This is a genomic window from Bradyrhizobium sp. U531, assembly GCF_051710265.1.
Lineage (GTDB): Bacteria > Pseudomonadota > Alphaproteobacteria > Rhizobiales > Xanthobacteraceae > Bradyrhizobium.
On sequence record NZ_JASVEN010000012.1, the window covers coordinates 172,535 to 186,785 of the forward strand.

A 14,251-nucleotide genomic window follows, 5' to 3' on the forward strand; every position below is an offset into this window, starting at 1 on the left:
AATCGAGTCCCGCTTTGTTGGCCGGGCGCTTGTCCGCTTTGCACTCCTGCCCGTTCGTTTCTCTCCTACTACTATGCCCGTCTCGACGACTGAGCCGCAGATCAGTACCTTTCTCCGAGTTGGCAATCTGCTCGGAGAGAATCGTTTGCAGGTCGATCCGGGCTGTCTTCTCTCGACCGCATGGAGCCGAACGGGCGCTCCAGCATGCGTCGAACTCGCACCGGCTCGGTACCAACATGGAAAGATGAGGCCTGCCGGTCCAGTGCGCGCTCCGATTGCGTCGAGCGGTTGCGCTGTCGCAAATAATCAAACCATGTCGGACAGTGATAGCGCTCCGTCCATAGTTCGGGATCCGCAATGTCACGAGCAATCGACCACCCGTAGGCTCCATTTCGTTGTCGAAAGAGCTGAACCTCTTGCATCAAGTTGTGGAAGGCACGGGCGTTCTCCTGGGCGATGCAATAGTCAATCTCCACCACCACCGGCCCGCTCCGTCCGGTCAGCGCTAGCTTTGCCTTGGGATCCTCCAGCATTTCGGCCTCTTCGCCTCGCGCGCTAATGCGCGGCATCGGCAGCCAAACTCCAAGAAGTGGTGATACGAACATTAAAGCTGCTGAGATCAAGAGTGCCGTATCGACGCCAGCAGCATCGGTTAGATGGCCCCACCCCCAACTTCCGAAAGCAATACCGCCTGAACTTACCGCTTGATATGCGGCTAGCGAACGTCCCGCGACCCACCGTGGCGCCGAAAGCTGCACGCCAATGCTAAACAACACCCAGGCCAGCATCCAAACCGCCCCGGCCAAGATGAGCGCGACAGCGGTCAGAATCGCCTCGCTGCTCAGTCCCACAGTAGCAATTGCGCCGGCCATGGAAAGAGCGCAGGTGCGGATCGCCGCCTCACCACTCATGCGCTTCCGGACCTCAGTTATACTGAGAGCGCCGACTACCGCGCCAACGCCAAAGGCGCTGAGCATGATGCCATAGGTCTTGGCGCCGCCCTGCAAAAGATCGCGGGCGACCAGCGGCAACAAGGCGATGATCGCTCCACCTATCAAGCCCATGAAGAAAGAGCGTACCAATACGATCTTGATTGATGGCGAATTGATGATGTAACGGACGCCAGATACGATGGCGCGGTTTAGTGTTTCAGGTGGAAGCCGAGAGGGTTCAGCATGGCGCTTCCAAACAAACAGGGCAGCTATCAGCGGCAAATAGAGCAACGCGTTAAGCGCAAAGGCGGCTACTGCGCCGGCAGTGGCAACGACGATACCGCCGATCGCCGGACCCGCGCTGCGTGCGATGTTGTAGCTGATCCCATTAAGCGCAACAGCTGCAGGGAGCGCGTCAGAGGGGACCTGTTCGCCGACTGAGGATTGCCAGGCAGGCCCCAGAAGGGCCATGCCGCCACCGACGGCGAAACAGAGTGCGAGCAGACCATTCGGTGTTACCAGGTCTAGCCAGGCTAGTGTGGTCAGCACGATCGCGCCGACGAGCGTAATGCAAAGTGATACAAGCGCCACTATGCGACGATCATGCATGTCAGCAAGCGCGCCAGCAGGTATAGCAATCAGCATAACCGGAAACATGAGCGCGCTCTGCACCAGCGCGACTTTGTCGGCCGACGAAGCCATCTGAGTCATCGCCCACGCCGCGCCTACGCCCTGGATAAGAATGCCAAGATTGGAGAGCAGGCTTGCAAGCCAGATGCGGCGGAAAGCCAGGACTCGTAGCGGCGCGGTTATCCCGTCTGATTTGAACGAGGGGGAGTCAGATGAACCAATCATCTCTATCCCAGAATTGGCTCGTCAAGCGATGTGCCAGACCATCAATGATAGCAGAAAATAGTCGTTCTCGACCGAGAGAGATTTTCCTAGCTGCGGGATGCATGAGCGGTGCAAACGAACGAGACGCCTTCGGAGAGATGTTTTTCAATTATCGACAATCATAGATTAGAGGAACAACAGCGCGGGTTTTGAGCGAAATTTGCCATTGACGGATGAAAAAGCGCACAAGCTCCAAGCTTATCCATGACCAACATCGGATTAATCCTCGGACGGTACTTCAATTGGAACGGCAAAGCCCGTTTTCACGCGGTCCATTATGACCATCGTCTTCACGCCTTTTATGTCCGTGTTCTCGTAGAAGAAGCGCCGCGTGAATTGTTCATAATCTTCCATGCTGCGCGCCGTGACATATAGGAGGAAGTCCGCATCCCCAGTCACATAGAATCCATTGACGACTTCGGCCGACGATTTGATCGCCTTCTTGAATCTATCGACGATATCTGAGCGCTCCCGCTCCAATGTCACCAGCACGAGCATTTGAATAGGCCTGCCTACCGCCTTAGGCGAAACGATTGAGACATCGGCTTCGATGATCCCATCCGAACGAAGTCTCTTCAGCCGTCGTTGACATGCGGTGGCAGAAAGACCAGCGGTTTCGCCGATCACTTCGGATGTTAAGCGGTTGTTTTTCTGTACGATTTCGAGGATCCGGGCGTCCGTCCGGTCATATTGCATAGAGAGGCTCCAGGCTTCAGCTGCATTTCGCCGCAGAATCGGCGCGCCACGCAGGAAATCCTCCCAACGATGGGAAAATGCAACAAAAAATCGCTTTTGCCTTCTGTATCCTGATTGCGCAGCCAATATCAACAAGTGACGGTGAACGAGCTTCGATGGCCTTCCAAGAGATTCGATCCAGAAGTACTCGTTTGACCGGGCTTGCTGCTAGGCATCTGCAGGCCCTCCATCGTCGTGATTTCCTCGTAGGGGATGCCCTCGTTGATGGCAGGTGGATCGCAGGCGAGCAAAGACACGTGGTGGTCGACCCCGCTAGTGATGAGAATATTGCAGACGTCGCTCACTGCTCGGCCGCGGATATGGACGCTGCGGTCGCCGCAGCTTCGCGATCTTTTCCTGGTTGGCGTGACCTGCTGCCGGCGAAGCGCGGCGCAATTCTTAGAGCCTGGGCTTCATTGCTGCGCGACCATTCGGACGAACTCTCGATCGTAATCACGTGTGAACAAGGTAAGCCGCTTGCCGAGGCTCAGCACGAGATCGCGTATGCTGCTGGATTTCTCGAGTGGTTCGCAGCAGAGGGAGAGCGAGCATACGGAGACACCATACCCAGTCACAAGCCGGCCAGTCTGCTGCAGGTCCGAATGCAGCCGATCGGCGTCGCGGCGGCGATCACGCCGTGGAATTTTCCTGTTGCGATGATTACACGAAAGGCCGGAGCTGCTCTTGCGGCTGGCTGTCCTGCAATTGTTAAGCCTGCTCCGGAGACGCCGCTGTCCGCTCTCGCGATTGGCAGGTTAGCCCAAGCAGCTGGAGTGCCTTCCGGCATTCTTCAGGTGCTTACAGGCAATTCAATCGAACTGTCAGGGTCTTTGCTGCGCGACCCGCGAGTAAGGGCTCTTTCGTTTACGGGCTCGACGGAGGTGGGGCGTCTGCTTCTGGAGGGGGCAGCCGAAACGATCAAGAAAGTCTCGCTGGAGCTGGGCGGGCACGCTCCCTTCGTCGTTTTTGACGATGTCGACCTGAGGAAGGCCGTCAACGGCGCAATCGCCGCTAAGTTCGCGACGTCGGGCCAAGACTGCTTGGCCGCCAATCGCATCTACGTTCAAAAGAATATCTACGAGGCTTTCGTAGAGGCGTTCGGCGCAGCAGTGGCTCAACTCCGAGTTGGCCACGGTCTGGAGCCCGCGACAGACATTGGGCCCATGACAAAACTATCTGTGGCCAACAAGTGCAAGACCCATATCGATGATGCGACAAAAAGGGGGGCGCGAGTGTTTTCCAGCAGTCACGGTGCTGCCCTTGGGGGCAACTTTGTGTCTCCGACGTTGCTCAGTGACGTGACCGATGAGATGCTCATCGTGAGAGAAGAAACGTTTGGTCCGGTTGCTGCCGTGCTTCCATTCGAGAGTGAAGAAGAAGTCGTCGCACGGGCCAATGCCAACGAAATGGGACTGGCAGGTTACGTCTACACGGATAGTCTACGTCGGGCGCTCCGGCTTTGTGATCGAATCGAGTGCGGTATGATCGGTGTCAACACCGCGTCGTTTACAGGCTCCCCAATTCCATTCGGCGGTTGGAAGCAATCCGGGCTCGGTCGCGAAGGATCGCGCCACGGTCTGGCCGAGTATATGGAGCTGAAATACGTTTGCTTCGGCGATCTCGCCCAGTAGGAGATGACGGATGCCTGATATCAAAACTGTCGCTGAACTCGATCGCTCGAGTGTCTTGCATCCGTTCACGCAGCTGAAGGACTTTACCACTGGCAAGATCGGTAACCCTACAATCGTTACCGGCGGCCAAGGAATTCGCATCCAGGATGCTGAAGGGCGCAGCTACATCGATGGTTTTGCGGGCCTGTACTGCGTAAACATTGGGTACGGCCGGACCGAAGTGGCTGAAGCGATCGCGCGGCAGGCCCATAAGCTCGCATACTACCACACATATGCGGCTCATACGACCGAAGAGCTGGCCATCTTATCAAGCCGTCTCATTCGAATATCACCAGGTAAGCCCAGCAAGGTATTCTTTGGGCTTTCCGGATCAGACGCCAACGAAACACAAGCAAAGCTTGTCTGGTATTACAACAATCTGCGCGGTCAGCCTAAGAGGAAAAAAATCATCGCGCGTGAGCGCGGGTATCATGGTTGCTCAGTCATTTCAGGCTCGATGACGGGTATGTCATTCTACCATGATCATATGGATCTTCCCTTTCCGGGCATCTTACACACCGGCGCACCACATCACTATTGGGGGGCTGAGCCCGGCGAGACAGAAGAATCGTTTTCTCGGCGGCGCGCGTCCGAGCTCGAGCAACTGATCTTACGGGAGGGGCCGGAGACGATCGGTGCATTTATCGCAGAGCCTGTGCTGGGCACAGGTGGCATTACGCCGCCTCCAACAGGATACTGGCACGAGATTCAGGCTGTGCTCAGGCGCTATGATGTTCTTCTGATTGCGGACGAGGTAATCTGCGGGTTCGGTCGAACCGGCGCAGATTTCGGCAGCATGCTGTATGATATCGAGCCGGATCTGGTAACAGTCGCTAAGGGGCTGACATCTGGGTACGTACCACTCTCCGGTGCAATCGTGGGCGAAAGGGTATATGCGGTCATGGAAGAAGCAGCCGACCGTATCGGAGCTTTCTCTCACGGATATACCTATTCTGGTCACCCGATCGCAGCGGCTGCTGCCAACGCGGTACTTGACATTGTGGAGAAGGAGCAACTGAGCGAGCGCGCCAGAATCGTGGGCTCCCACTTTCAGAAGCAGCTCAAGGAGCGCTTTGCGCAGCTGGAGATTGTTGGGGAAGTGAGGGGCGTAGGTTTGCTTGGGGCTATCGAATTCGTGGCCGATCGCCACACGAAGCGCCGGTTCGATCCCCAGGTAAAGGTGGGTGCCCGCATCTCGAAAGCTGCTCGCGATCGCGGCCTTATCGCACGCGCTATGCCGCACGGTGATATTCTCGGCTTTGCACCACCTCTTGTAACCTCGGAAGCTGAGATAGATGAAATCGTTGATCTGGCGTACAGAGCGACCAAGCAAGTAATGGACGAGCTTGCAGGATCGCCTATGACCTGAATGGCAGGGTTATTTTGCTTGCGTGCAGGCGAAGTGTGATGGCTAAGCGACCTCAGTTTATCGAAGGCTCAAAGAGCGAGTGATCCATTCTAGGACGCTCGATGGCAATTCAGACAGATAGCTTGGATACTGCCGATCGTAGCGAGCATGTTTGCTGTGATCGATGCGGCGGATCGATTTAAGCGGTCCTATTGCTCCTCGATAATGGCGTAACTGGCCGGTTCGGCACGAGCTCCGTTGGGGCTCACGGTTAATCGCCCCCATAGCAAGTGCAAAAACTTCGCTTCTTGCGGAGTGAGCGCAGAATTTCTGTTCGGTAAAGGTCCTTATTGATTAAATTCGGATGGCGCGCTCTGTAGTATTTCAGGGACAGAAGGACCTTTGTGTCAGCAGGACAAACGCGACGGTCCGTAAGATCCTAGGCGCGCGAGGAGATCAAGCTTTGCTCGATTCCGATCACACATGCCTGTCGTCAGGTGCAGCTGCGCCCGCAACTCAGCAAAACGATTTAGCCAAGACGCCCCACCAAGTGCCGACAGTCAATGGGATGGCGGCAGCGGCACCCAACTCGAATGTCGCGCTTGCGCCGGAACACAACTTCTGAGGATCTCTGCGCTTGGATCCTAGGCTGCACCCAAAAATCGCTTACGGACATTTTTTGAGTTTATAATGTCAAGTAAACTGCCATCACATGCGGAATACGTCATCATCGGCGGCGGCATTATCGGTCTGTCGGTAGCCTATCATCTTACACGGCTCGGCCATCGTGACGTCCTTCTCCTTGAGCGGGATCAGCTCACCTGCGGTACCACCTGGCACGCGGCGGGGCTAGTCACGCAACTTCGCGCTAGCGAGAATATGGCGAAGCTGGCCCAGTATACTGCGCGGCTGTTCCAAGATCTTGAGAAGCTGAGCGGTCAGCACACCGGTTTTCGGCAATGCGGGTCGATAACTGTCGCCTCGACACCTGCTCGACTCGAAGAGTTGAAGCGGGCGGCCTCTATGGGACGCTCATTCGGTCTCGATGTCGAGATCATCGATGCCCCCGAAGCCAAGCGGCGTGTACCTTCCCTCGATGTTGGTGACGTACTTGGCGCGGCATGGATTGCCTCCGACGGCAAGACGAACCCGGTCGACACAGCGCGCGCGTTCGCTGCTGGCGCGCGGCAGGGCGGGGCGACAATCCTGGAACGCACACCGGTGACGCGCATTGTGGTGAAGAACGGCCGAATTTCGGGCGTGCAAACTCCGGAGGGCATGGTAACCGCGGAAAAGGTCGCGATCTGCGCGGGGATGTGGACCCGAACCCTAGCTGCTGATCTTGATTGGACCGTGCCGCTGCACGCCGCAGAGCATTTCTACGTAGTTACAGAACCGATTCAAGGCCTGCCGCCCGATACTCCCACTGTACGCGATCTTGATGCGTGCTTCTACGCAAAGGAGGACGCGGGCAAATTGCTCGTGGGTTTCTTCGAGCCCATTGGCAAGCCTTGGGGAATGGAAGGAATTCCGCGTCAGTTCAGTTTTGATTCGCTTCCCGATGATTTTGAACACATCGAACCTCATCTTACGAATGCCATGCGGCGCATGCCGGTGCTCACAAACGTAGGACTGCAACTCAGTTTCAACGGGCCGGAAAGCTTTACGCCGGACAATCGCTTCCTGATAGGACCAGCGCCAGACATAGCAGGCCTCTACGTAGCCGCTGGGTTCAATTCTTGCGGTATCGAGTCTTCCGGCGGCGCCGGCAAGGTCATGGCCGAGTGGATGTCGACGGGTATCCCCGCAAACGACTATTGGGAAATGGACGTACGGCGCGCCATGCCGTTCCAGCGCAATCGCCAATATTTGCGCGATCGAACAGGCGAAGCGGTTGGGCTGCTTTACGCTCTGCATTGGCCCCATAAGTCACCCGTGACTGCTCGTGATGTGCGCCTATCCCCTCTGCACGATCGGCTAGCAGGGGTCGGCGCGAACTTCGGCGAGGCTGCCGGATGGGAGCGGGCGCAATGGTTTAGCTCGAATGAAGGCTCAGGGAAAGGCCACGCAAGTTTTGCTCGCGAGGATTGGTTTCACGCGAGCGGGACAGAGCATGAAGCGACTCGTTCCAGAGTCGCGCTCTTCGATCAGACATCCTTCGCGCATCTGCTGGTTCAGGGCCGCGATGCACTCGCCTTTTTGCAGCGTCTCTCCACCAATGACCTTGGCGTTCCGGTGGGGCGCATCGTGTACACGCCATGGCTCAACGAGCGAGGCGGCATGGAGTCGGATGTCACGATCGCTAGAACAGGTGACGAAGAATATTTGGTGGTAACGGCAGCCGTGCAGCGGATCCGTGATCTCGCCTGGTTGCGGATGCATGCTAAAAATGCGGGACACGTGTACATCACAGATGTGTCATCCGGCTATGCATGCTTGTCTGTCATGGGGCCGCATTCGCGAGAGCTACTGATGCGCGTTAGTCCCGCAGACTTCTCTGATGCTGCATTCCCCTTTGCTACGGCGCGAGAAGTCGAAATCGGCTATGGAATGGCACTCGCATGCCGCATGACCTTTGTCGGCGAACTAGGATGGGAGCTGCATATCCCCGTCGAACAAGCGCTCAGCATCTACGATGCATTGATCGCTGCTGGTCGCGATTTCGATCTACGCCATGCGGGGTACGTTGCGCTGAATACGTTGCGCCTTGAAGCGGGATACCGCGATTGGGGTGCAGATGTAAGTGATGAAGAATCGCCTCTCGAAGCGGGCTTGGGCTTTACGATAGCCTGGAACAAGAAAGACGAGTTTATAGGGCGCAGGAGCCTCGAACCACAACGCGCGCAAAATCCACGTCGGCGTCTTGTGCAGTTGGCGGCACCCAAAGCAGTACCGCTCTTGTTCGGAGCAGAGCCAGTATGGCGTAATGGCTCGCTCGTCGGTTATCTGCGCTCCGCCGGCTTCGGTCACACCCTCGGCTGCGGCATTGGTATGGGCTATTTGCACTCAGAGAGCGGCGTGAGCGCCGAGTGGTTGGCCAAGGGGACCTTTGAGATAGAGATCGCGGGCGAAAGGCACGCGGCAATTGCGTCTCTCCGACCCTTCTACGATCCCAATCGCACACGAGTTAAGGGTCAACGTCGTAACGCCGAAGAGATCATCGCCCCAGAGTTGCTCAGGGCACGCATTGAGGACTGAGATTTCGCTCTCGGTTTCTTTCATACAGTCTTGGACGTTCTGCGCCTGCCACGTCGCGCCTCGTGCGGAGCCGGTGAAAAAGTCCCGATGCCAGCCGCGACGCTCCGTCGATCGAGCGAATCGAGCAGGGCGTCGACAGCCGCTCGCTCGGCGAAGCGGAATGTGCTCGCAAAACGGTGTGTCATGCAGGAATTCATCTGAGTGGCAGACAAGTGGGACGCAAACGACTCTGCGATGGCGCTATCGTTAGCGAATAGGCAGTTTGATGGAACTAACGATGGACAATTTCTGGTTAAAACAGGCCTTCGATCGTCTTGGGCGACCTCACGTCAAATCTCTATCGACGCACATAACGGCTGACGTGACGATCGTCGGAGGTGGCTATTTGGGGTTATGGACAGCGATCCGGATCAAGGAGCACTCTCCCTCGCTCAAGGTCGTCATAGTGGAAAGGGATGTGTGCGGGGCCGGTGCAAGCGGCCGCAATGGCGGATTTGTCACTAGCTACTGGGCGAAATATCTGTCGCTGCACAAGCTGTGCGGCACAGATGAAGCGAGACGAATCGCTAAGAGCTCGGCAGAAGCCGTCCTCGAAATCGGCACATTCTGTCGCGAAAATGGAATCGATGCTGATTTTCGAGCGGATGGTTGGCTGTGGACCGCGACGTCTGCCCAGCAAATTGGTTGCTGGAACGATCTGATTAGTCAACTAGCCGAACACAATGTGCGGCCATTTGAGTTCCTCGAGCCGGCGCAGGTGGCTCAACTGGGCGGCACCGACCGCAACCTGGCTGGCGTGTTTGAACCTGATGCCGCGACGGTCCAGCCGGCTATCCTTGCCCTCGGTCTTCGGAGTCATGCCCAGAAGCTTGGCGTCACGATTTATGAACATTCTCCAATGATCCGCCTAGAGCGGACTAGAACGCCGAAGGTAGTAACGCGCAAAGGCTCTGTCATGAGCAAAAAAGTCGTCCTTGCGATGAACGCGTGGGGCGCGCAGTTTTCCTACCTGCGACGCAAGGTAGCGATCGTGTCTAGCGACATGATCGCGACGACCGCCAGCCCCGACAAATTGAACAGCATTGGTTTGAGGACCGGTGTGGCAATCTGCGATTCCCGAATGTTCCTGAACTACTACAGAAATACGCCCGACGGCCGCATCGTTTTTGGTAAGTCGCTAGGGCACTTCGCGTTCGCTGGGCAAGTGGCCGATCATTATGAAGGGCCCTCGCCTAGAGCCGACGAAGTAGAGGAGAGCTTCCGTCAGCTGTACCCGATGCTCAACGGTGTGGATGTCGAATCGTCCTGGACTGGTCCTATCGACAGGTCTGTTGACGGTCTGCCGTTTTTCGGGCGCCTTGACCATAACCCCAATATCTATTTCGGAATCGGTTTCTCTGGCCAGGGCGTCGGACCCACAGTTCTGGGCGGAAGGATACTCGCCTCGCTTACTCTTGACGAGGCGGACGAATGGTCCTGCTGCGGCTTAGTCCGAGACGATGTAGAGAAATTTCCGGTAGAGCCCTTTCGCTATGTCGGCTCTCTCGTTGTGCGTGAAGCGCTGCGCCGGAAAGAGGAGCTGGAAGATCGGGCCCTACGCCCCGATAGGCTTACTCTTGCAATCGCAAACCTTGCCCCCGTCGGGTACGTACCGTCCACCCGCAACTGATACCAGCAACAGGAGCACATCATGACTCCGGTCCTTCTCAAATCTTCCGCAAATCTGCCCACGGCCGCGCTGGAGAACATCGCGCCGGTTTCTCGTCCGATCGGCGAGCCAGTCTCGATCATGCGCAGTAAGATTGCGTTCAAATCTTCAACCGACGCTACGAGCGCGGGCGCTTGGGAATGCTCCCCAGGAAGATGGCGCCGTCAGGTGGCCGAAGCCGAATTCTCTACCTTTCTCTCGGGACGTTGTACGTTTACCCCGGATGGCGGTCCGACCTTGGTTCTGGAGGCTGGAGACTCCTTATTCTTCCATCCCAACACCAACGGCGAATGGGATGTGTTAGAGACGGTGCGGAAAGCTTACGTCATCCTCCCAGGAGGGGGATGAGTGAGCGAGCGGGGCGCGCGCTCTCATTCGAGTTTCGAAGTCGGATAGGTGATGTTATACTAGATATCCGGCTTAAGGCTAGCTCGGGCGATCGGTGCTTCTTGCGTGTCATCCGCACACCGGTACGACGGGAAGACTAGCGGGGACGCCTTAGCCGAGTGCGATGGCCCGATGCGTAGCCACAATGCTTCGATGGAGTCGCACAAAGCAACTTGGCCACTTCGAATGGACGCATCGTCATCCGACTGCGCGCACTCTGACCGGTGCGGAGCCGCGTCATCTTCCTGCATCAAGAGGCGATAGAAGAGGGTAGTCCAGAACTGTTGAGTAGTTCCGCTTCTTTTCCGCAGTGTACGAGCAGCGAAGTTGGTGCTTAGCCGTACCTGCCTGTTGCGATGCCTCTCTTACCCGAAGTAGCGAGGGCCTCGGATGAAGGAAAGCGGCGTCAATCTTAAGATTTCGCGGCGAACAGGCCTAAGAGCGGCACGAACGGCGAAATTCGCCCTCGGACCTCCATTATCATGTCGTGGAGCCCAGCTCATCTGGGTCATGGACCCGAGCTTCTCCAACACAAGCAAAAACAAAGCTTTGAGACCAATCAGCCATTCTTCGACGCAGCTGCCCAGTGTTAATCTCAATGAGATAGTCCAATGCTCAGAAATACCAAACCGGTCTGGGAGTACGTAGAGGCTCACAAATCAAAGTTCCACAACTTGAGTGATCGAATCTGGGACAAGCCGGAGCTGAACTATCATGAAGTTTTTGCCGCGACCGAGCACAGTTGTGCGCTTGCCTCGGAAGACTTTGCGATTACGCAAGGTTTGGCGGGCATTCCGACGGCAATCATGGCTGAAGCTGGGAGCGGTGGCCCCGTGATTGCAATACTTGGCGAGTACGACGCCTTGCCGGCGTTGAGCCAAGAGGCGGGCAAGGCTGAACAACGCCCAGTCGTTGCGGGCGGGACGGGGCACGGGTGCGGTCACAATCTGCTTGGTTCAGCCTCTCTCTTGGCTGCGCTCGCAATCAAGGAGTGGTTGGCTCGGTCTGGACTACCTGGACGAGTCCGCTACTACGGCTGCCCTGCAGAAGAAAGCGGATCCGGAAAGAGCTTTTTGGTCCGCGCCGGTGCATTTGATGACGTCGACGTTGCAATCAGTTGGCACCCTTCGACGTTTACGGGTGTCTGGCCTCCTGTTTCGCTCGCCTGTGTCGAAATGGAGTTCACGTTTCATGGACGCGCAGCCCATGCTGCAACGGCACCGCATCTTGGACGAAGCGCTCTTGATGCAGTGGAACTCATGAACGTGGGCGTCAATTATATGCGCGAGCACATGCCTTCTTCCGCCCGAGTTCACTACGCTCTCGTGGACGCCGGAGGGATTGCGCCCAACGTTGTGCAGCCGCGTGCTGTGGTGCGGCATCTTGTTCGTGCGCTGAGACTTGATGAAATGTGGAGCCTCGTTGAAAGGGTCAAGAAGATTGCCGAAGGGGCGGCGCTCATGACCGAAACCACCGTCGAAATAAAGCAGCTATCGGGCGAAGCAAACCTGGTCGGCAATGCACCGCTGGAAAAAGCGATGTACACGAATCTGGTTCAACTGGGCGGACCTGGGTTCGACGGCGTTGACATGAAATTTGCGAAGCAGATTCAAAGCACGCTTCCGCCTGATAGCATTGCTTCTTCTTACGGAAAGTACGGGTTGCCGGTCGCCGCAGAACCTTTGAGTGAGGAGATATTCCCATTGCAGGACTCCCGCGCCGACTCCATGGGGTCCACAGATGTTGGAAGTGTTAGCTGGGTTGTTCCGACAGTGCAGTGCTTCGTCGCATCCTATGCGGTGGGAACGCCGTTCCATTCTTGGCAGCTCGTTGCCCAGGGCAAATCGCCCGCGGCACACAAAGGGATGACGCTTGCAGCAAAGGCAATGGCCGGGGTCGCCGCTGACGTTATTTCAAATCCCGCTCTTCTGTCCGAGGCAAAAGATGCTCTCAAGGAATTTCGTGACAAGAATGCTTTTAAAAACCCCATCGGACCGGAGGCCGAGCCGCCCCTTGCCATGTCTGCACAATAGCGAGGAGCGAGGACAACCTCCAAGCCGCAGGATCTGACCTCGTCTCTCACACCATGGTTGCAACGGCGACGAGCGAGAGCTGGTCATTATCGCAGATGAGAGCTCGCCGCCATAATGTCAGAAGCCGCCGACGCGTCCAGAGATCGCTCTGACGGAAATCGATCGCGCGATGAGCCGGTACGCGCTTCGGCTGTGTGTTGGCGGATGCCGGATGCCGGATGCCGCCCCAGCGCTCCGTTTTCTGTTTTTGGAGGTGGGCTATGGCAGATGCCATGCAGACGCCGTCGACGGTGCTGACGGCGCTCGGGAGCGTCCGGTGATTGCGCTACGACCTGACCTAAGCGCATAGCCGGAACCCTTGCTTCGGGACCTGGATAGCTGTGCGAGAAGCCTCCGGCTTGGACGGTAAGCGGGGCTGCGAGGCCCATCAGATTGTTTGTGCGTAGACCTATGAGCGCCGTTAGAAGAGTCATCTTCTGCAAGGGTGCTCACAATGGACGACCATTCGGACGACATAAGACGACCGTTGTCACCACGCATAGAAGTGTACGCCGGCAGCGGCCGGAAACAGTGGCCAGATGATTTGAAGGCGCAGACCCTCAAGGACGTAAAACCGGAGGTGATGCGTCGCCTTGTCGTGCCGCTCACGCTGCGCCTTGATCGGCTGCATCTGACGCTTCAGGAGGCATTCGGCTGGACGAACAGTCACCTCTTCGAGTTCTTCGCTGGTGAGGCACATTGGGGGATTCCCGACCCCGACAATGATTACGGCCACCAGCCCATGGATGCCCGTAAAGCGCGGCTTTGCGATATCGTTCGAGAGACCGGCGCCAAGACGATCCACTATCTCTATGACTTCGGCGACAGCTGGGATCACGTGATCAAGCTCGAAAAATGGTTCGACAACACCACGACGGAGGGCATGCCCTTCCTGCTCGAGGCCGCCGGTCGTTGTCCTCCGGAAGAGGTCGGTGGTGCGCCAGGCTATGCCGAATACCTCGACGCCATCAGCGACCCTGCTCATCCGGAGCACGAAAATATGCGCCGCTGCGGCCCGGAGCGGTTCGATCCCAACGTGATCGACCGGAAGGCCCTCGAGGCCGCCGTCAACGCGTTGTCCGACACATGGAAACCGCGGCGACGCGCCACGCGAACAAAATAGACGTCAAGCGCGATTCAAAAGGGCCGCAGAGCTACGCTTACCTTGGACGGAGTCGGGATGGGATTGGACAGCAAAAAGGAAAAAAGGAACGTCCATTTGGACGGCTCATCGGCAGGGGCAGTGAGCCGGCTGAAGGTTCTTGAAGGGCCGTCGGGGCGCCGTGTGCGTTCGGGAAGCGGATAGA

9 protein-coding genes are annotated in these 14,251 nt (G+C 57.1%); 7 read left to right on the plus strand and 2 right to left on the minus strand.

Annotation, left to right across the window (positions count from 1 at the left end; all coding sequences use genetic code 11):
• Nucleotides 1-101: 101 nt before the first annotated feature.
• A complete protein-coding gene (locus tag QRQ56_RS35280; protein WP_438746106.1) occupies nucleotides 102-1,787 on the minus strand; it encodes an MFS transporter in 1,686 nt (561 codons plus the stop codon).
• A 258-nt stretch (nucleotides 1,788-2,045) separates the two neighbouring features.
• Nucleotides 2,046-2,522 (minus strand): Lrp/AsnC family transcriptional regulator, encoded by a 477-nt coding sequence (locus QRQ56_RS35285; RefSeq protein ID WP_438746107.1) that lies wholly within the window; start codon nucleotides 2,520-2,522, stop codon nucleotides 2,046-2,048.
• Nucleotides 2,523-2,713: 191 nt separating this feature from the next.
• Here QRQ56_RS35285 and QRQ56_RS35290 point away from each other — a divergent pair, with 191 nt between their 5' ends.
• From QRQ56_RS35290 to QRQ56_RS35320, 7 genes are all read left to right on the plus strand, one after another.
• Nucleotides 2,714-4,192 carry an NAD-dependent succinate-semialdehyde dehydrogenase gene (locus QRQ56_RS35290; RefSeq protein ID WP_438746162.1) on the plus strand — a complete coding sequence of 493 codons (1,479 nt, stop codon included), beginning with the start codon at nucleotides 2,714-2,716 and terminating at the stop codon, nucleotides 4,190-4,192.
• A 10-nt stretch (nucleotides 4,193-4,202) separates the two neighbouring features.
• Complete coding sequence (locus QRQ56_RS35295; protein ID WP_438746109.1) at nucleotides 4,203-5,600, plus strand: aminotransferase; 1,398 nt, start codon at nucleotides 4,203-4,205, stop codon at nucleotides 5,598-5,600.
• 669 nt (nucleotides 5,601-6,269) lie between these two features.
• The gene (locus QRQ56_RS35300) at nucleotides 6,270-8,777 is read left to right on the plus strand and encodes a GcvT family protein (protein ID WP_438746111.1); all 2,508 of its coding nucleotides are present in this window, start codon (nucleotides 6,270-6,272) and stop codon (nucleotides 8,775-8,777) included.
• Between the two features lie 277 nt (nucleotides 8,778-9,054).
• Complete coding sequence (locus tag QRQ56_RS35305) at nucleotides 9,055-10,446, plus strand: FAD-dependent oxidoreductase (protein WP_438746112.1); 1,392 nt, start codon at nucleotides 9,055-9,057, stop codon at nucleotides 10,444-10,446.
• Between the two features lie 21 nt (nucleotides 10,447-10,467).
• The gene (locus QRQ56_RS35310) at nucleotides 10,468-10,833 is read left to right on the plus strand and encodes a cupin domain-containing protein (RefSeq protein ID WP_438746113.1); all 366 of its coding nucleotides are present in this window, start codon (nucleotides 10,468-10,470) and stop codon (nucleotides 10,831-10,833) included.
• A 650-nt stretch (nucleotides 10,834-11,483) separates the two neighbouring features.
• A complete protein-coding gene (locus QRQ56_RS35315) occupies nucleotides 11,484-12,905 on the plus strand; it encodes a M20 family metallopeptidase (RefSeq protein ID WP_438746115.1) in 1,422 nt (473 codons plus the stop codon).
• Nucleotides 12,906-13,398: 493 nt separating this feature from the next.
• Complete coding sequence (locus QRQ56_RS35320) at nucleotides 13,399-14,067, plus strand: plasmid pRiA4b ORF-3 family protein (RefSeq protein WP_438746117.1); 669 nt, start codon at nucleotides 13,399-13,401, stop codon at nucleotides 14,065-14,067.
• The last annotated feature ends 184 nt before the right edge of the window (nucleotides 14,068-14,251 follow it).